The organism is Xanthomonas sp. LF07-6 (assembly GCF_034105445.1).
Taxonomy (GTDB): Bacteria; Pseudomonadota; Gammaproteobacteria; order Xanthomonadales; family Xanthomonadaceae; genus Xanthomonas_A; species Xanthomonas_A sontii.
In genome coordinates this window covers 54,274-72,441 of record NZ_JAXGGI010000003.1, presented here as the reverse complement: position 1 = coordinate 72,441, position 18,168 = coordinate 54,274, and the positions used below count along the sequence as shown (strand labels likewise).

The 18,168-nt window shown below is 70.5% G+C and carries 13 protein-coding genes; 8 read left to right on the top strand and 5 right to left on the bottom strand.

Annotated features, from left to right (window positions below):
- The first annotated feature begins 42 nt into the window (after positions 1-42).
- The 8 genes from can to SLW56_RS07650 all read left to right on the top strand — a co-directional run bounded on the left by can (position 43) and on the right by SLW56_RS07650 (position 9,113).
- Positions 43-705 (top strand): carbonate dehydratase, encoded by a 663-nt coding sequence (gene can / locus SLW56_RS07685; RefSeq protein WP_017910923.1) that lies wholly within the window; start codon positions 43-45, stop codon positions 703-705.
- Positions 706-742: 37 nt separating this feature from the next.
- Positions 743-1,264, top strand: coding sequence for a 3-hydroxyanthranilate 3,4-dioxygenase (locus SLW56_RS07680; RefSeq protein ID WP_152236454.1), 522 nt, complete (start codon positions 743-745; stop codon positions 1,262-1,264).
- A gap of 31 nt (positions 1,265-1,295) precedes the next feature.
- The gene (locus SLW56_RS07675; RefSeq protein ID WP_152182601.1) at positions 1,296-3,440 is read left to right on the top strand and encodes an FUSC family protein; all 2,145 of its coding nucleotides are present in this window, start codon (positions 1,296-1,298) and stop codon (positions 3,438-3,440) included.
- Between the two features lie 139 nt (positions 3,441-3,579).
- Positions 3,580-4,851 carry a kynureninase gene (gene kynU, locus SLW56_RS07670; protein ID WP_267103687.1) on the top strand — a complete coding sequence of 424 codons (1,272 nt, stop codon included), beginning with the start codon at positions 3,580-3,582 and terminating at the stop codon, positions 4,849-4,851.
- 46 nt (positions 4,852-4,897) lie between these two features.
- Positions 4,898-6,262 (top strand): NAD(P)/FAD-dependent oxidoreductase, encoded by a 1,365-nt coding sequence (locus tag SLW56_RS07665; protein WP_320694605.1) that lies wholly within the window; start codon positions 4,898-4,900, stop codon positions 6,260-6,262.
- A gap of 83 nt (positions 6,263-6,345) precedes the next feature.
- Positions 6,346-7,785 (top strand): exodeoxyribonuclease I, encoded by a 1,440-nt coding sequence (gene sbcB, locus SLW56_RS07660; RefSeq protein WP_267111941.1) that lies wholly within the window; start codon positions 6,346-6,348, stop codon positions 7,783-7,785.
- A complete protein-coding gene (locus SLW56_RS07655; protein ID WP_017908451.1) occupies positions 7,782-8,468 on the top strand; it encodes a DUF2461 domain-containing protein in 687 nt (228 codons plus the stop codon). The genes sbcB and SLW56_RS07655 overlap by 4 nt, the downstream gene beginning before the upstream one ends.
- 108 nt (positions 8,469-8,576) lie before the next feature.
- Positions 8,577-9,113 (top strand): DUF2939 domain-containing protein, encoded by a 537-nt coding sequence (locus tag SLW56_RS07650; protein ID WP_267100414.1) that lies wholly within the window; start codon positions 8,577-8,579, stop codon positions 9,111-9,113.
- A 141-nt stretch (positions 9,114-9,254) separates the two neighbouring features.
- Here the strand turns inward: SLW56_RS07650 and SLW56_RS07645 are convergent, their stop codons facing one another.
- The 5 genes from SLW56_RS07645 to SLW56_RS07625 form a co-directional block, all read right to left on the bottom strand.
- Positions 9,255-10,067, bottom strand: a complete 813-nt coding sequence (locus SLW56_RS07645) for a fused MFS/spermidine synthase (protein WP_320694604.1) — start codon at positions 10,065-10,067, stop codon at positions 9,255-9,257.
- Positions 10,064-11,029, bottom strand: coding sequence for a 5'-nucleotidase (locus SLW56_RS07640; protein WP_017907609.1), 966 nt, complete (start codon positions 11,027-11,029; stop codon positions 10,064-10,066). Before SLW56_RS07640 ends, SLW56_RS07645 begins: the two co-directional genes overlap by 4 nt.
- A gap of 135 nt (positions 11,030-11,164) precedes the next feature.
- Positions 11,165-11,935 (bottom strand): NAD kinase, encoded by a 771-nt coding sequence (locus tag SLW56_RS07635; protein ID WP_026143327.1) that lies wholly within the window; start codon positions 11,933-11,935, stop codon positions 11,165-11,167.
- A 201-nt stretch (positions 11,936-12,136) separates the two neighbouring features.
- On the bottom strand, positions 12,137-12,763 hold the full coding sequence (locus tag SLW56_RS07630) for a hypothetical protein (RefSeq protein WP_267100416.1): 627 nt from the start codon (positions 12,761-12,763) through the stop codon (positions 12,137-12,139).
- A gap of 278 nt (positions 12,764-13,041) precedes the next feature.
- A complete protein-coding gene (locus SLW56_RS07625; RefSeq protein ID WP_320694603.1) occupies positions 13,042-18,159 on the bottom strand; it encodes an NAD-glutamate dehydrogenase domain-containing protein in 5,118 nt (1,705 codons plus the stop codon).
- Positions 18,160-18,168: the final 9 nt, after the last annotated feature.

Below are 18,168 nucleotides of genomic sequence, written 5' to 3'. Positions count from 1 at the left end.
GCGCCGCGCACCGGCCGCGGGCTTCTGGAATAATGCCGGGCTATGAGCAAAATCGAACAACTGCTGGACAACAACCGCTCCTGGTCCGAACGCATCAACCGCGAGGATCCGGAGTTCTTCAGCCGCCTGTCCAAGCAGCAGACCCCGGAGTACCTGTGGATCGGCTGCTCCGACTCGCGGGTGCCGGCGAACCAGATCATCGACATGGCGCCGGGCGAGGTGTTCGTCCACCGCAACATCGCCAACGTGGTCGTGCACACCGACCTGAACTGCCTGTCGGTGATCCAGTTCGCGGTCGAGGTGCTGAAGGTGCGGCACATCCTGGTGGTCGGCCACTACGGCTGCGGCGGCGTGCACGCGGGCCTGACCCGTGCGCGGCTGGGCCTGGTCGACAACTGGATCCGCCACGTCACCGACGTGGCCGAGAAGCACGAGCACTGCCTGCAGCAGGCCGGCGACCTCAACGTGCAGCATGCGCGCCTGTGCGAGCTCAACGTGCTCGAGCAGGTGGTCAACGTCAGCCGCACTTCGATCGTGCTCGACGCCTGGGCGCGCGGCCAGGAACTGACCGTGCACGGCTGGGTCTACAGCCTGCGCGACGGCCGCGTGCACGACCTGGGCATGGAACTTGACCGCATCGACGACCTGGCGCCGCGCTACGATGCCGCCCTGGCGCGCATCAGCCAGGACCGCGAGGACCGCTGAGCGGCGCGCCGCTCCGCCATCTCGATCAAGGATCCGCATGCTCCCCGGCCCGCTCAACCTGCACGCCTGGATCGACGCCCACCGGCACCTGCTGAAGCCGCCGGTGGGCAACAAGTGCATCCACGCCGGCGACTTCATCGTGATGGTGGTCGGCGGGCCGAACGCGCGCAGCGACTACCACTACGACGAAGGCCCGGAGTGGTTCTACCAGCTCGAAGGCGAGATGGTGCTGAAGATCCAGGAAGACGGCGCGGTGCGCGAGATCCCGATCCGCGCCGGCGAGACCTTCCTGCTGCCGCCGAAGGTGCCGCACTCGCCGCAGCGCGGCGCGAACTCGGTGGGCCTGGTGATCGAGCGGCGGCGCCTGCCGCACGAGCAGGACGGCCTGCTGTGGTTCTGCGAGCGCTGCAACCACCTGCTGTACGAAGCCTACTTCCCGCTGCAGGACATCGAGACCGACTTCCCGCCGGTGTTCGCGCGCTTCTACGCCTCCGAATCGCTGCGCACCTGCGCCCGCTGCGGCCACGTGCATCCGCGGCCGGCGGCCGACGCGCCGTGACCGCCCTGCCCCCGCGCCGTTCCGGCTCGCGATGCTGCGCAGCCTGATCGCGCTCAAGCCGCGCGACGTGCCGGTGCGCGTGGCCCTGCGCAACACCGCGGCGGTGGTCGCGCCGCTGGCGCTGGGCGTGGCCGCCGGCCATGCCGAGCTGGGCCTGGCGGTGTCCACCGGCGCGCTCAACACCATGTTCTCCGACCAGCCCGGCCCGTACCGGGCGCGGATGCAGCGCATGCTGATGGCCGCGCTGGCGGCAGGCGTGGCCGCGCTGCTGGGCATGCTGATCGGCGCGCACACCGTGGCGCTGGCGCTGAGCGCGCTGCTGCTCGGCCTCGGCGGCGGCCTGCTGGTGGCGCTGGGCCCGGTGGCGGCGCGGGTCGGGCTGACCAGCATGATCCTGCTGGTGGTCAGCGCCGACGTGCGCCTGCCGCCACTGCAGAGCGTCGGCGTGGCCACGCTGATCTTCGCCGGCGGCGTGCTGCAGATGCTGATGGCGCTGGCCGCCTGGCCGCTACAGCGCTACCGCCCGGAACGCTTCGCCCTGGCCGACCTGATGCGGCAACTGGCCGGCATCGCCCGCCAGCGACCCGGCGCGACCGCCGCACCGCCGGCCACCGAGGCGGTGCTCGAGGCGATGGTGATGCTGCACGGCGAGCACCGCTCGCGCGGACGTGCGGTGCAGGCGTTCCGGGTCATCGCCGAGCTGTGCGAACGCGCGCGGCTGGAGCTGCTGACCCTGGCCGACCTGCACGGACGCCTGGACGCAGGATCGCCCGCGCGGCTGCCGATCGAACGCGTGCTCGAACGCAGCGCGGTGGTGCTGGACCAGCTCGCGCACGCGCTGGACAGCGCCGAGGACCCAGACGCGGCCACCGCCTCGATGACCGGATTCGACGATCTGGTGGATGCGCTGGCGCAAGTGCAGTCGCAGACCGAAGACACCCGCGAACGCCGCCTGCTGCGCATCGCCGTGGCCCGTGCGCAGGGCCTGGGCGGCCAGCTGCGCGCGCTGGCGCGCAATGGCCGCTGGGCCAGCAGCCGCGGCGAGATCCAGGCCGAACTGGCCGAGGCGCAGTTGCCGGCGGCGCTGCGTCCGCTGGCGCCGCTGCAGACCTTGCGGGCGAATCTGAAGCTGTCCTCGGTGGCGTTCCGCCACGCGCTGCGCTGCGGCGTGTGCCTGGCGCTGGCGGTGCTGTTCGCCCGCTGGCAGGCGATCCCGCACGGCTACTGGATCCCGATGACCACGGCGATCGTGCTGAAGCCGGATTTCGGCGGCACCCTCAGCTTCGGCGCGCTGCGCGTGGCCGGCACCTTCGGCGGGCTGCTGCTGGCCACCGTGCTGGCGCACTTCGTGATGGACGGGGCGGTGGTGCGGCTGCTGTTGCTGACCGTGTTCTGCCTGGGGTTCCGCCTGCTGACCCAGGTCAACTACGGGCTCGGCGTGGCCTGCCTGACCGGCATGCTGGTGCTGCTGCTGTCGTTCGAGGGCATGGCCCCGGGCGAGGCGATCGGCGAGCGCATCCAGGCCACCGTGCTCGGCAGCGCGCTGGCGCTGGCGGCCTACGCGCTGTGGCCGACCTGGGAACGCAAGCACATCCGCGCGATCCTGGCGCAGTTGCTGCTCGCCTACCGCGACCATCTCGATGCGGTGCTGGAAGGCCGCCTGCAGGCGCTGCCGGACACCCGCGCGGCCTCGCGCACCGCGCGCACCAACGCGCAGGCCTCGATCGAACGCCTGCGCGGCGAGCCGCGGCGCAAGCGCAACCTGCGCGAACTGACCCTGGCCGAATCGGTGCTGGCCAACGGCAACCGGCTGATCCGCGCCTCGCTGGCGCTGGAGGCGGTGCTGCGCGATGCGCCGCCGCTGCCGCCGTTGCCGGAACTGCAGCAGTTCCGGCAACAGGCGCATGCCGCACTGACCGAACTGGCCGAAAGCCTGCGCAGCGGCACGCCGCCGGCGCAGGCCAGCCTGCGCGCGGACGAGCGGCGCCTGGCCGAGGCGCTGGCCGCGCAGCCGCAGGACGGCAGCGACGGCGGCGCGCTGCCCGCGCTGGCCGACACCAGCGACCGCGTCGCCGACAGCGTCGGCACCCTGACCCACCTGGTCCGCAGCGCCTTGTTGCCGGCTGCCGCGGCCGCCAAGGAACAACCGCAGGTGACCGCGCGCCGCAGCGGATGAACGCGCCGTCGCCTCGCGCCGGCCGCGCATTCGCTGTTGCAGAGGTCCACGCGGCCGTGCCCCGCGCCATGCCATGCACTCACCTCCCGTCGTCCCACACGCTCTAGACTCTCGCCCTGCTTCCCGGAATCCAATGCCGATGAACGAGATCCTGTCCCGCCAGCACGCCATCGCCCTCGACGCCGCCGATCCGCTGCGGGCCCTGCGCCAGGAGTTCCTGTTCCCGCAGCACCAGGGCGCCGACCAGGCCTATTTCGTCGGCAACTCGCTGGGCCTGCAGCCGCGCGGCGCGCGCGCCGCGGTGCAGGAGGTGCTGGACAAGTGGTCGTCGCTGGCGGTGGAAGGCCATTTCAACGGCGACACCCAGTGGATGACCTACCACGAACTGCTGGCCGCGCCGCTGGCGCGCCTGGTCGGCGCGCACCCGCACGAAGTGGTGGCGATGAACACGCTGACGGTGAACCTGCACCTGCTCATGGTCAGCTTCTACCGGCCCACCCGCGAGCGCCCGGCGATCCTGATCGAGGCCGGCGCGTTCCCCTCCGATCAGCATGCGGTGGCCTCGCAGATCCGTTTCCACGGCTTCGACCCGACCACCGACCTGATCGAAGTGCAGCCCGACGGCGTTGATGGCACCGTGTCGCTGGCGGCGATCGAGCGCGCCATCGCCGAGCACGGCCCGCGCCTGGCGCTGGTGCTGTGGCCGGGCGTGCAGTACCGCACCGGCCAGGCCTTCGACCTGGCCGCGGTGGTGCGGCTGGCGCGCGCGGCCGGCGCCGCGGTCGGCTTCGACCTGGCCCACGCCATCGGCAACGTGCCGCTGCACCTGCACGATGCCGCGCCGGACTTCGCGGTGTGGTGCCACTACAAATATCTCAACGCCGGCCCCGGCGCGGTCGCCGGCGCCTTCGTGCACGAACGCCACGGCCACGGCGACACCCCGCGCTTCGCCGGGTGGTGGGGCCACGACAAGCGCACCCGTTTCCGCATGGCGCCCGAATTCGTCGCCGCGCCCGGTGCCGACGGCTGGCAGCTGAGCAATCCGCCGATCCTGAGCATGGCCCCGCTGCGCGCCTCGCTGGACCTGTTCGAGCGTGCCGGGCTGGACGCGCTGCGGCAGAAATCGCAGCAACTGACCGGCTACCTGGAGACGCTGATCCGCGCCCGCCTGGCCGACACCCTGCAGATCATCACCCCGTCCGACCCGGCGCAACGCGGCTGCCAGTTGTCGCTGCGCGTGGCCGGCGGGCGGGAGCGCGGTCGCGCCCTGTTCGAGTACCTGCAATCGGTCGGCGTGCTCGGCGACTGGCGCGAGCCGGACGTGATCCGGATCAGCCCGGTGCCGCTGTACAACCGCTACCGCGACGTCTACCGCTTCGTCGAGGAAGTGGAAACCTGGGCCGGCGTCTGAGCCGCCTTCTTCGCGCGGCGGCCTGCCGCGCCTTCCGGACACCGCATTGAACGCATCCCCCCGCAGCATCACCCTGATCGGCGCCGGCCTGGCCGGCTCCCTGCTCGCCATCCTGCTCTCGCGCCAGGGCTGGCAGGTCACCGTCTACGAGCGTCGTGGCGACCCGCGCGTGCACGATTACGAGCGCGGCCGCTCGATCAACCTGGCCCTGGCCGAACGCGGCCTGCACGTGCTGCGCCAGGCCGGCGCCGATGCCGCGGTGATGGCCAAGGCGGTGATGATGCGCGGGCGCATGGTGCATTTCGCCGACGGCCACCAGCAGCTGCAGCGCTATGGCCGCGACGACAGCGAGGTGATCTGGTCGGTCCACCGCAACGATCTCAACATCACCCTGTTGCAGCTGGCCGAGCAGGCCGGTGCGCGCATCCACTTCTACCGGCGCCTGCACACGGTGGATTTCGATGCCGGCCATGCGCGTTTCATCGACGACCGCGACGACCAGCCGCACGACATCCGCTTCGACAGCATGATCGGCGCCGACGGCGCCGGCTCGGCGCTGCGCGCGGCGATGCAGCGCAAGGCGCCGATGGCCGAGCACATCGAGTTCCTCGACCACTCGTACAAGGAACTGGAGATCCCGCCCGGCGCCGACGGCGGCTTCCGCATCGAAGCCAACGCCCTGCATATCTGGCCGCGCGGGCACTACATGTGCATCGCCCTGCCCAACCACGAAGGCACTTTCACCGTCACCCTGTTCCTGCCCAACAAGGGCGAGCCCAGCTTCGCCACCGTGCGCAACGGCGAGGAGGCGCTGGCGCTGTTCGCGCGCGATTTCGCCGATGCGCTGCCGCTGATGCCGCAACTGGCCGAGCACTGGGAGCAGCACCCGCCGGGCCTGCTCGGCACGCTGCGCCTGGAGCGCTGGCACCTGGGCGGCCGCGCGGTGCTGCTGGGCGACGCCGCGCACGCGATGGTGCCGTTCCACGGGCAAGGCATGAACTGCGCGTTCGAGGATTGCGCCGCGCTGGCCGCGCACCTGCAGCGCGAGCCGGACCTGGCGCGCGCGTATGCCGCCTTCGAGGCCGAGCGCAAGCCCAATGCCGGCGCGATCCAGCAGATGGCGCTGGAGAACTACGTGGAAATGCGCGACCGCGTCGGCGACGCCGGCTTCCTGCTGCAGCGCGAACTCGGCCAGGCCCTGCAGGCGCGGCATCCGACCCGCTTCGTGCCGCACTACACCATGGTCACCTTCCTGCGCACGCCGTACGCGCAGGCGCTGGAACGCAGCGAAGTGCAGCGCGACATCCTGGTCCAGGCCACGCAGGGCCACAGCGATCTGTCGCGGATCGACTGGAGCTGGCTGGAGCGCATCGTGCACGCACGGCTGGCACCGCTGGAGGGGGCGCATTGAACCGGCGTAGCCTATCCGGACACCCGCTCCTACAAGCATCCCCACGCTCCTAGACTCGCCTGCCTCGCACCATTCGATTCGTTATGCCCGACAGCTTCCTCTTCTACGACCTGGAAACCTTCGGCGCCGATCCGCGGCGCACGCGCATCGCGCAGTTCGCCGCGGTGCGCACCGATGCCGAACTCAACGTGATCGAGGAGCCGATCAGTTTCTTCGTCAAACCGGCCGACGACCTGCTGCCCTCGCCGGTCGCCACCCTCATCACCGGCATCGCCCCGCAGCAGGCCTTGCGCGAGGGCGTGAGCGAAGCCGAGGCGTTCGCGCGCATCGCCGAGCAGATGGCGCGGCCGCAGACCTGCACGCTGGGCTACAACTCGCTGCGTTTCGACGACGAGTTCGTGCGCCACGGCCTGTTCCGCAACTTCTACGATCCCTACGAACGCGAATGGCGCAACGGCAACTCGCGCTGGGACCTGCTGGACATGCTGCGGCTGATGCACGCGCTGCGCCCGGAGGGCATCGTCTGGCCGCAGCGCGAGGACGGCGCCACCTCGTTCAAGCTGGAGCAACTGGCATTGGCCAACGGCGTGCGCGATGGCGATGCGCACGAGGCGCTGTCCGACGTCTATGCCACCATCGGCATGGCCCGGCACTTTCGCCGCAGCCAGCCGCGGCTGTGGGAGTACGCGCTGAAGCTGCGCGACAAGCGCTTCTGCGGCAGCCTGCTCGACGCGGTGGCGATGCAACCGGTGCTGCACGTGTCGATGCGCTATCCGGCCGCGCGCCTGTGCGCGGCGCCGGTGCTGCCGCTGGCGCGGCATCCGCGCATCGACAGCCGGGTGCTGGTGTTCGACCTGGAAGGCGACATCGAGCCGCTGCTGCGCTATACGCCGGAACAGATCGCCGACCGCCTGTACACCCCGCAGGCCGACCTGCCCGAGGGCGAACAGCGTATCCCGCTCAAGGAAGTGCATCTGAACAAGGCGCCCGCACTGGTCGCCTGGGCGCACCTGCGCGAAGCGGATTTCGCCCGGCTGCGGCTGGACCCCGCGCAACTGCTGGCCAAGGCAGAGCGCCTGCGCGAGGCCGGCCCGGCGCTGGCGGAGAAGGTGCGGCGGGTGTTCGCCAGCGAGCGCGCCGCGGTGCCGGCCGATGTCGACGCCTCGTTGTACGACGGCTTCCTGGCCGATGGCGACAAGCGCACGATGGCCCAGGTCCGCGCCACCCCGCCGGCGCAACTGGCCGCGCTGGAAGGCCAGTTCCGCGATCCGCGCCTGCCCGAGCTGCTGTTCCGCTACCGCGCGCGCAACTGGCCGCAGAGCCTGTCCATCGCCGAACAGGCGCGCTGGGACGACTACCGGCGACAGCGCCTGCAGCAGGACAGCGGCCTGTCCGAACTGAGCTTCGACGCCTTCTACGCGGAACTGGCCGGTTTACGCCTGGCTCACCCGCAGGATGCTACCAAGCAAGCCCTGCTCGACCAGTTGGCCGCCTGGGGCCACGACCTGCAACGCAGCCTATGACCAGCTATTTCAGCGACGCCAGCTTCAAGTTCCTGCGTGCCCTGGCGCGGCACAACGACAAGGCCTGGTTCAACGACAACCGGCACAAGTACGAAGAACACGTGCGCCAGCCGTTCCTGCGCCTGATCACCGACCTGCAGCCGGACCTGGCCCAGGTCAGCGAGCATTTCCGCGCCGACCCGCGCGGCGTCGGCGGCTCGCTGTTCCGCATCCACCGCGACGCGCGCTTCTCCCACGACAAGTCGCCGTACAAGACCTGGCAGGGTGCGCGCCTGTTCCACGAGCGGCGCAAGCAGGTGCCGGCGCCGTCGTTCTACATCCACCTGCAGCCGGGCGAGAGCTTCGTCGGCGCCGGGCTGTGGCATCCGGAACCGGACACGCAGCGCAAGGTGCGCCAGTTCATCTTCGACAACCCCGGCAGCTGGAAGGCCGCCGCGCATGCGCCGGCGCTGCGCCGCCGCTTCGATTTCGAGGAAAGCGAGATGCTGGTGCGCCCGCCGCGCGGCTTCCCGGCCGACTTCGAGTGCATCGACGACCTCAAGCACAAGAACTGGGTGTTCTGGCGCCAGCTCGACGACGCGACCATGACCGGCCCGCGGCTGCGCACGCAGGTCGCCGCCGACCTGCAGACGCTGGGCCCGTTCGTGGACTATCTGTGCGCGGCGCTGGACCTGGAGTTCTAGAACGGCAGTGCTTCCCCGTCGGAGCTGCTTCAGCGGCGACAGGCATTCCCGGTCACGCGTCGCGGCTAATCCGGTCCTGCAGAATGCCCACACGCAAGGAGACATGCGATGAAGAAATGGCTGGCCTTGCTGTTCCTCGCCCTGCTCGCCCTCGGCGGCTACGTCGTCGCTGGGCCGTACCTGGCCATCCGCGGCATCGACCAGGCGTTGCGCGAGCGCGATGCGGCGGCACTGGAGCGCTACGTCGACTTTCCCACGCTGCGGGTCAACCTCAAGGCCCAGGTGGACGATGCGCTGGTGCGCCGCGCCGGCCCCGACCTGCAGTCCAGCCTGTTCGGCGGGGCGCTGCTGTCGCTGGCCGGCGGCCTCGGCGGCATGAGCGTGGATGCGATGGTCACCCCGACCGGCATCGGCGCGCTGATGCAGGGCGACGCGCTGTGGAAACGCGCCAGCGGCGACACCGTTGGCGGCGATACCTACGCCGCGCCGCGCCCGCCACAACCGCTGCGCCAAGCCGAGCACCGCTTCGAATCGACCACGCGCTTCGTCGCCACCGTGCATACCGCCGACGGCACCGCCGTGCCGTTCGTGTTCACTCGCGAGGGCCTGCACTGGAAGCTCAGCAACATCCTGTTGCCGTTGTAGGGCGACTTGCCATCGTCCTGGCGCGTGGTGTCGCCCGGGACCGCATGCATTGTCTCCCCCGGTCGTGCTTGCACCGGCGGCGGCATGGCGTGGACTGAACCGTCTGGCCGACGCAGCCATCCCCCGACAGCGCAGCCCCGGCTAACGCACCCCGTCCGGCCCCGTCCTGCCCGCCAGCGCCTGCTGCACGCGCCGCAACGGCGTGCGCAGTTGCCAACGCGCCGACCACGGCAGGCGTGCCAGGGCCGCGTGCGCGTCCAGCGCCGGCAGCGCACCGGTCCAGGCGAGCACCACATGGTTGTCCATCTGTGGCTCGTCCAGGCGCAGCACGCGGCCGCCGAACAGCGCGCGCAGATGCGCCAGGTGGCGGCGGGTGTCGGTGTCGTACAGGTTCACCGCCAGCACCCCGCCCGGCGCCAGCGCCGCGTGGCAGTCTTCGTAGAAGCCGCGGCTGAGCAGCGCGGCCGGGATGCCGTCGGCGTCGTAGGCGTCGAGCAGCAGCAGGTCGTAGCGATCGCGCCGTTGCCGCAGCAACCGCGCGCCGTCGCCGTGCACGGCCTCGAAGCGCGCATCGTCGTCCGGGATGCGGAAGGCCGCGCGCAGGGCCAGCACGTCGGCGTCGGCCTCGATCGCCTCGATCCGCGCCTGCGGCAGGTGCCGATAGCAGAACTTGGCCTGCGAACCGCCGCCGAGGCCGACGATGCCGATCCGCCGCGGGTCCGGGCGCAGCAACAGTGCGCCGAGCATGCTGCGGGTGTAGCCCACCTGCAGCACGTCCGGCCACCAGGTGTACATGCGGCTCTGGGTCACCTCGCCCTTGAACTGCAGGCTGGTGTAGCGCCAGCCGTGGCGCACGTAAGGCCGCCCGGGACGCAGGTCGGCGGGCACGCCCGCTCCCTGCCGCAGCAGGCGGCGCAGCGCGGCCCAGCGGCCGCCGCCGGGCGCCGCGCTCACGGCTTGGCGATGTCGTTGGCGACCCCGTGCGGCACATGCCCGGCGGCGACGCGCTCGCGGGCGGCGCTGTCGATGTTGTGCTGCGAATCGTCGAAGAAGATGTCCGCGCCGAAGGCCTGCAGGAACGGCCCCTTGTGGCGGCCGCCGAGGAACAGCGCCTCGTCCAGGCGCACGCCCCATTCGCGCAGGGTGCGGATCACCCGCTCGTGCGCCGGTGCCGAGCGCGCAGTGACCAGCGCGGTGCGGATCGGCGATGCCTCGCCGGCCGGGAACGCGGACTGCAGCGCGTGCAGCGCCGACAGGAAATTACGGAACGGCCCGCCAGTCAGCGGCTCGCGCGCGTTCTCGCGTTCGTAGCGACCGAACGCCTCCACGCCCTGCTCGCGCGAGAAGCGCTCGCCCTCGTCGCCGAAGATCACCGCATCGCCGTCGAAGGCGATGCGCAGCTGGGTGGACAGGCGGTCGGCATCGATCGCGCCGGCGGCGGCGGCGGCTTCCTGCGCATGCTCGCCGGGCGGCTTGGGCAGGATGGTCGCCGCGGCGATGCCGTGGCTGAGCGCGCGCCGCACCGACTCCGGGTTGGCCGAGAGGAACAGATCGGTGCCGAACGGCTTGACGTAGGGCCAGGTCGCCTCGCCGGAGGTGAAGGTGGCGCGGACGATGCCCAGCCCGTAGTGCTGGATCGAGTTGAAGATGCGCAACCCGGTATCGGCGGAATTGCGCGACAGCAGGATCACCTCCACCGGCGGCGTCTCCGGCGGCGTGCCCTGGTTCAGCGCCAACAGCTTGCGCACCACCGGAAACGCCACCCCGGGCGCCAGCACATCGTCCTCGCGCTCGCGCTGATACGCGCTGTACGCCTCCACCCCCTCCCGCTCGAACAGGGCATGGCCCTCTTCCAGATCGAACAGGGCGCGCGAGGTGACCGCGACGGTGAGCAGACGGGGGGAGTTGTCGGACATTTTGGGCTGTGAGTGGGGAATCGGGAATGGGGAATAGGGAAAAGCGGTTTGCGGGCGTGGAAGTTATCCAGGGAAAGGGAATTGTCAGGAAACCGCTCTTGCGATTCCCCATTCCCGATTCCCCACTCCCCGCCCCTACACCATAAATTGCTCGCTCAAGATCCGCTCCTCCAGATTGTGCTCCGGATCGAACAGCAGGGTGACCAGGCGGTCGCGGGATTCGCGGATGGTGACTTCGACCACGTCGCGGGTCTCGTGCGAGTCGGCGGTGACGCTGACCGGGCGCTTGTACGGGTCCAGCACGCGGAAGCGCACCTCGATGTCGGCCTTGAGGATCGCGCCGCGCCAGCGCCGCGGCCGGTACGGCGCGATCGGGGTCAGCGCCAGGGTGTGCGAGCCCAGCGGCAGGATCGGTCCGTGCGCGGAGGAGTTGTAGGCGGTGCTGCCGGCCGGGGTCGACACCAGCACGCCATCGCAGATCAGTTCATCGACCCGGGTCTGGCCGTTGAGATCGATGCTCACGTGCGCGGCCTGACGGGTCTGCCGCAGCAGCGAGACCTCGTTGTAGGCCAGCGAGCCGGTGGTGGCGCCGGATTCGGTCTGCGCCAGCATTTCCAGCGGGCGCAGCTTGGCCGGCTCGGCCAGGGCCAGGCGCGCGACCAGGTCGTCGTCGCGGAACTGGTTCATCAGGAAGCCGACCGTGCCCAGCTTCATGCCGAACACCGGCTTGCCCAGGCTGCCGTGGCGATGCAGGGTCTGCAGCATGAAGCCGTCGCCGCCGAGCGCGCACAGCACATCGGCGTCGGCCGGCTCGCAATCGCCGTAGCGCCCGACCAGTTGAGTGCGCGCGTGCTGCGCCTCCGGCGCGACGCTGGCGAGGAAACAGATGCGGGGCGAGGACGGCAGGACGGAAGCATTCATGGCCCCGATCATACCCGGGGCGCCATGACCGGCGCGCGGCGGCGAACCGGCGGCACGCGCTTGCAGCCGAGGCAGCGGCCAATCCGCGGCAGTTGCATGCCGCGTCCGCACCGCGCTGTGATGGGACCTGCCGCGACAGCCATTGCAGGCCGGTGCCCGGTACCGGGCCGAGTCGCTCCGCCCGCCTTATCTGCCGGACACGAAGTCGCGGCACGCAGTCTCCGTCGCCTGCTCCTGCATCGCCTGGCGCACCGATGCCGGCACCAACGGGCCCAGATGCTCCCGCACCTGCTGCGCCAGTTCCACGGACCGGATCTCGCCCATCCCCTCCTGCGTGCGCGCATCGGCCAGGCACAGCCAATACCAGGCGCGCGCCAGATCCCGGCACGGCTCCGGGCCGCAGGCCTGGATCCAGGCCAGTTCGGGTTCCCAGCCGGCACCCGAGCACCAGCCGGGGTGGCTCCATTCGGCCAGCAGCGCGGCATGGTCCGGGATGGTGCCCACGCCCAGGAAGCGACGGCGGCCGTACGCGCGCATGGCCACGCTGCAGCCACGGATGTCCAGCCAGGTGCGGGCATAGACCGCACGCTTCAGTGCCGCCAGTGCCGCGGCCTGCTCGCCGTTGGCGTCCAGCTGCAGAAACAGCGCATAGGCGGCATCGCCCACCGATTTCCTGGCAAGTGCACGCAAGCGTCGCAGGTCGCCCTGCCCTGCCTGCTGCAGCGCACGCTGCAGCCGCAGCTCCAGCGGAGGCTGCAGTGCCAGGAAGACGATCAACAACAGGAGTACTGCGGGGATGGCCAGGTACAGCATGTACGCCTCGAAATGCGGCGCTGCAGCCGTGTGCTCGCCCGATGGCGCGGATCGTATCAGCGCGGGCTGTCAGAATCCCGCGGCCTTGCATGACGCGGTCGGTCGCCGCAGCGGTGCGCCGCCGGCCTGGCTCCAACGAAGAACGTGGGGCGAGCGCGGATCCCCGCCAAGGACGCGCGACAGCAATCGCCTGCCACGCGCCATGCGTCGCCATCGGGCGACGCGGTACCGCAGTGGGCCAGACCCGCGCGCGCGGGCCTGGCCATCGGCGCGATCGGTCAGACGCCGTGCGCCGCCAGCTGGCCGAGTCGCTGCACCGCCACCGACACCGTCGGGTAGTCCAGCGTCTTCTGCGCAGCCAGTTCCTGCAGCATGCTCAGGGTGAAGCGCAGGCTGCTGTCGTCGCGCTGCAGCCAGTGCTGCACCTTGGCCTCGGCGGTGCCGCCCGGCAGGCTCAGCGCCTGGCCGGCCAGCGCACTGTGGTGCTTGGCCAGTTCGTCGCGCAGCACGCCGCGGGCCACCGCATGCCAGCGGCCGTTGACCTCCAGCGCGTCGATCTGCTCGAACAGCCACGGCAACTGCAGCGCCTCGCCAAGGCGGAAGTGCACCTTCGACACCTCCACCGGCTTGAGCTTGCGGTTGCGCGCCATCTCGATGATGTCGAACGCCGGCTCCAGGAAGCGCAGTTCCGACAGCTGCTGGGCGAGCGCCGGCGGCAGGCCCTTGTCCTGCCACTCCTGCACCAGCGCCTCGTAGCGCGGACGCTGCGAATCGGGCAGCACGCCGGAGGCGACGCGGATATCGTTGAACGGCTCGTAGTAGCGCTCCACCGCGGCGGTGATGCCCGGCATCGGGCCCGGACGGAACAGCAGCCAGCGCACGAAGGCGCGCTGCAGCGTCCAGATCACCTCCAGCGCGTCGATCTGCACCGACTCGGGCACCTTGCCGTCCAGCGCGTCGATCTGCGTCCACAGCGCGCGTGCATCCAGCGTCTCGCGGCTGATGGTGTAGGCCTTGGCGACCTCGGCGATGCTGCGGCCGGTGTCTTCCTGCATGCGCATCAGGAAGGTGGCGCCCATCCGGTTGATGGTGGTGTTGGTCACCGCGGTGGCGATGATCTCGCGCTTGAGGCGGTGCCGCTCCATCGCATCGGCGTACTTCTTCTGAAGCGGCTGCGGGAAGTAGCGCTGCAGTTCCTTGGACAGGTACGGGTCCTCGGGGATGTCCGATTCCAGCAGCTGCTGGAACGCCACCAGCTTGGAGTAGGACAGCAGCACCGCCAGTTCCGGCCGGGTCAGGCCCTGGCCACGCGCCTTGCGCGCAGAGATCTCCGCGTCCGAGGGCAGGTATTCGATCTGCCGGTCGAGCAGGCCCTGCGCCTCCAGGGTGCGGATGAAGTGCTGCTTGGAGCCCAGGCGGGTGACGCTCATCCGCTCCATCAGGCTCAGCGCCTGGTTCTGGCGGATGTTATCCCACAGCACCAGCTCGGCCACTTCGTCGGTCATCGACGCCAGCAGCTTGTTGCGCGCGTCCAGGGTCAGCTTCTTGGCCTGCACCACGTCGTTGAGCAGGATCTTGATGTTGACCTCGTGGTCGGACGTATCCACGCCGGCCGAGTTGTCGATGAAGTCGGTGTTGAGCAGCACCCCGACCTGCGCGGCCTCGATGCGGCCGAGCTGGGTCAGGCCGAGGTTGCCGCCCTCGCCCACCACCTTGCAGCGCAGCTCGCCGCCGTTGACGCGCAGGCCGTTGTTGGCGCGGTCGCCGACGTCGCCGTGGGTCTCGCTGGCGGCCTTGACGTAGGTGCCGATGCCGCCGTTCCAGAACAGGTCCACCGGCGCCTTGAGGATGGCGTTCATCAGGTCGTTCGGCGAGAGCTGCTTGACGCCCGGCTCCAGGCCCAGCGCCTCGCGCACCGGCGCGCTGATCTCGATCGACTTGAGCGTGCGCGGGTAGATGCCGCCGCCGGCGCTGATCAGCTTGGCATCGTAGTCGGCCCAGCTGGAGCGCGGCAGCTTGAACAGGCGCTCGCGCTCGGCGAAGGACGCCGCCGCGTCCGGGTTCGGGTCGAGGAAGATGTGGCGGTGGTCGAACGCGGCCAGCAGGCGGATGTGGCGCGACAGCAGCATGCCGTTGCCGAACACGTCGCCGGACATGTCGCCGATGCCCACGCAGGTGAAGTCCTCGCTCTGGCAGTCGCGGCCCAGGGCGCGGAAGTGGCGCTTGACCGACTCCCAGGCGCCGCGCGCGGTGATGCCCATGCCCTTGTGGTCGTAGCCGACCGAGCCGCCGGAGGCGAACGCGTCGCCCAGCCAGAAACCGTGGTCCAGCGCCAGGCCGTTGGCGATGTCGGAGAAGGTGGCCGTGCCCTTGTCGGCGGCGACCACCAGGTACGGGTCGTCCTGGTCGTGGCGCACCACCTGCGGCGGCGGCACGATCTTGCCGCCGACGATGTTGTCGGTGATGTCCAGCAGGCCCTGGATGAACAGCTTGTAGCAGGCGATACCTTCGGCCAGCACCGCGTCGCGGTCGCCGCCGACCGGCGGGCGCTTGCAGAAGAAGCCGCCCTTGGCGCCGACCGGCACGATCACCGTGTTCTTGACCATCTGCGCCTTGACCAGGCCCAGCACCTCGGTGCGGAAGTCCTCGCGCCGGTCGGACCAGCGCAGGCCGCCACGCGCCACCGCGCCGAAGCGCAGGTGCACGCCTTCCACGCGCGGGCCGTACACGAAGATCTCGCGGTACGGACGCGGCTTGGGCAGGTCCGGCACCTTGGCCGAATCCAGCTTGAAGCTGATGCAGTGACCCAGCCCGCCATCGGCGGTGCGCTGGTAGTGGCTGGTGCGCAGGGTCGCCTCGATCACGCCCTTGAAGCTGCGCAGGATGCGGTCCTCATCGAGGCTCGCCACCTGGTCGAACAGCTTCAGCAACGCGGCCGAGACCGCCTCCAGCTGCGCGTCGCGGCTGCCGCTGCGCGCATCGATCACCGGCTGCAGCGCCTTCAGCGCCGCGGCATCGTCCTTGGCCAGCAGGTGCAGTTGCGCCGTCAGCGCGGCCTGTCCCTCGGCGATCTGCGCCTTGCTCTCGTTGCCGGTGGCCGGATCGAAGCGCGCCTCGAACAGCTCCACCAGCAGCCGCGCCAGCAGCGGATAGCGGTTGCAGGTCTCTTCAACGTAGGCCTGCGAGAACGGCACGCCGGTCTGCAGCAGGTACTTGCAGTAGCCGCGCAGCACCGCGACCTGGCGCCAGCTCAGGCTGGCACCGACGATCAGGCGGTTGAAGCCGTCGTTCTCGGCGTCGCCGCGCCAGATCCGCACGAACGCCTCGCACAGCGGCGCGTCGGCCGCGGCCACATCGATGCTGCCGGCCAGCGGCTCGACCTCGAAGTCCTGGATCGACAGCGGCGTGCCGTCGACCACCAGCCGGTACGGACGCTCGGAGATCACCCGCAGGCCCAGGTTCTCCATCATCGGCAGCACGTCCGACAGCGGCAGGTCGTCGTGCTGGCGGTACAGCTTCAGGCGCAGGCTGTCGGCGCCGTCGCGGCGCAGCGCCTGCAGGCTCAGGTGCAGGTCTTCCGGACCGCGCAGCGCGGCCAGGCGCTCGACGTCGCGCGCGGCGATCTGCGCGGTCGACTCCTCGATGTAGCCGGCCGGCAGCGCGCGGCCGTAGCCGGCGGCCAGGCGCAGACCATCGCGCTCGCCGCAGCTGGCCACCAACGCCTCGCGCAGGTCGTCATGCCAGTTGCGCAGCAGGTGCGCCAGGCGCGATTCCAGTTCGGTGGTGTCGAACTCCAGCGCCTCGCCGGGCTTGGGCCGCACGATCATGTGCAGCTGCGCCAGCGGCGATTCGCCCAGCACCACGTTGGAATCGATGTACTCGCCGTGCAGCGCGTCCTTCAGCAAGGCCTCGATGCGCAGGCGCACGTCGGTGTTGAAACGCTCGCGCGGGATGTACACCAGCGCGGAAATGAAGCGGCCGTACTTGTCGCGGCGCAGGAACAGGCGACTGCGCACCCGCTCCTGCAGGCCCAGAATGCCCATCGCGGTGCGGTACAGCTCTTCCTCGTTGGACTGGAACAGCTCCTCGCGCGGCAGCGTCTCCAGGATATGGCGCAGCGCCTTGCCGCTGTGGCTGCTCGGGGTCAGTTCGGACTTGCGCATCACGTAGTCGAAGCGCTCGCGCACCAGCGGGATCTCCCACGGGCGGCGGTTGTAGGCGCTGGAGGTGAACAGGCCGAGGAAGCGCTGTTCGGCGACGATGCGGCCCTTGGCGTCGAACTCCAGCACGCCGATGTAGTCCATGTAGCCGCTGCGGTGCACCCGCGAGCGCGCATTGGTCTTGGTCAGGATCAGCGCTTCCTTGGTGCCGGACTCGCTGAGGCCGTGTGCGGCCAGCGTGCGCACCGGCCGCGCCGGCGACTTGTCCTGCCCGCGCAGCAGGCCCAGGCCGCTGTCTTCCAGCGGCGCCAGCACGTCTTCGCCGCCCTGCTTCTCCACGCGGTATTCGCGGTAGCCGAAGAAGGTGAAATGGTCGGCCGCGGCCCAGCGCAGGAATTCCTGCGCCTCGCGCCGGCCCTTGTCGTCCACCGGCAGGCGCCGCGTGGTCAGGTCGTCGGCCAGCGCCAGCATCTTCTCGCGCATGCCGCCCCAGTCGCGCACGATGTTGCGCACCTCGCCAAGGATGCGCCGGATCGCCGCTTCCACCTGCGCCATGTCTTCCGGCGGCTGGCGGTCGATCTCCAGCGCCATCAGCGATTCCGCCTTGCCCTCGCCCACGTTCTCCAGCGTGCCGCCCTTGTCGCGCTGCATGCGCAGCACCGGGTGGCCGAGCACGTGCACGCCGATGCCCAGCTCGGCCAGCGCCATGCTCACCGAATCGACCAGGAACGGCATGTCGTCGTTGACGATCTGCAGCACCGTGTGCGACGACTCCCAGCCGTCGTCCTTCAGGTTCGGGTTGAACACCCGCACGTTGACCGTGCCCGGCTTGCGCTTGCGTGCGAACTCCAGCATCGACGCGGCCAGTGCCGCCCACTCCTGCGCACTGTGGTGAGGGAACTCGTCCTCCTCCATGCGCTTGTAGAACTCTTCGGCGAAGGTCTGCGCCTCCTGCTGGCGCGCGGCCGGGTAGCGCTTGCGCAGCGCCGCGAACACCGAGGCCAGGCTGAAGGCGCTGGCGGCGGGCGCCGCGTCGATCACCTTGGCGGTCGCCGGCACGGTCGCGGCCAGCCTGGGCGGCGTCGCGGCCTTGCGCGGGGCGGCGGCCTTGGCCGCAGGCTTGGCGGCCGCCTTGGTCTTGGCAGGCGCCTTGGCCGGCTTGGTGGCGGACGGGGTCGCGGAGGTGCGGGTGGCGGCCGAAGATTTGGAACGGGAAGCGGCGTGTTTGGGTTTCATGACGGAGAG

What these genes read in the sequence shown, in the direction of transcription:
- SLW56_RS07625 (WP_320694603.1), bottom strand. Translation starts at nt 18,159, where the DNA reads ATGAAACCCAAACACGCCGCTTCCCGTTCCAAATCTTCGGCCGCCACC.
- sbcB (WP_267111941.1), top strand. Translation starts at nt 6,346, where the DNA reads ATGCCCGACAGCTTCCTCTTCTACGACCTGGAAACCTTCGGCGCCGAT.
- can (WP_017910923.1), top strand. Translation starts at nt 43, where the DNA reads ATGAGCAAAATCGAACAACTGCTGGACAACAACCGCTCCTGGTCCGAA.
- SLW56_RS07680 (WP_152236454.1), top strand. Translation starts at nt 743, where the DNA reads ATGCTCCCCGGCCCGCTCAACCTGCACGCCTGGATCGACGCCCACCGG.
- kynU (WP_267103687.1), top strand. Translation starts at nt 3,580, where the DNA reads ATGAACGAGATCCTGTCCCGCCAGCACGCCATCGCCCTCGACGCCGCC.
- SLW56_RS07630 (WP_267100416.1), bottom strand. Translation starts at nt 12,763, where the DNA reads ATGCTGTACCTGGCCATCCCCGCAGTACTCCTGTTGTTGATCGTCTTC.
- SLW56_RS07655 (WP_017908451.1), top strand. Translation starts at nt 7,782, where the DNA reads ATGACCAGCTATTTCAGCGACGCCAGCTTCAAGTTCCTGCGTGCCCTG.
- SLW56_RS07640 (WP_017907609.1), bottom strand. Translation starts at nt 11,029, where the DNA reads ATGTCCGACAACTCCCCCCGTCTGCTCACCGTCGCGGTCACCTCGCGC.
- SLW56_RS07650 (WP_267100414.1), top strand. Translation starts at nt 8,577, where the DNA reads ATGAAGAAATGGCTGGCCTTGCTGTTCCTCGCCCTGCTCGCCCTCGGC.
- SLW56_RS07675 (WP_152182601.1), top strand. Translation starts at nt 1,296, where the DNA reads ATGCTGCGCAGCCTGATCGCGCTCAAGCCGCGCGACGTGCCGGTGCGC.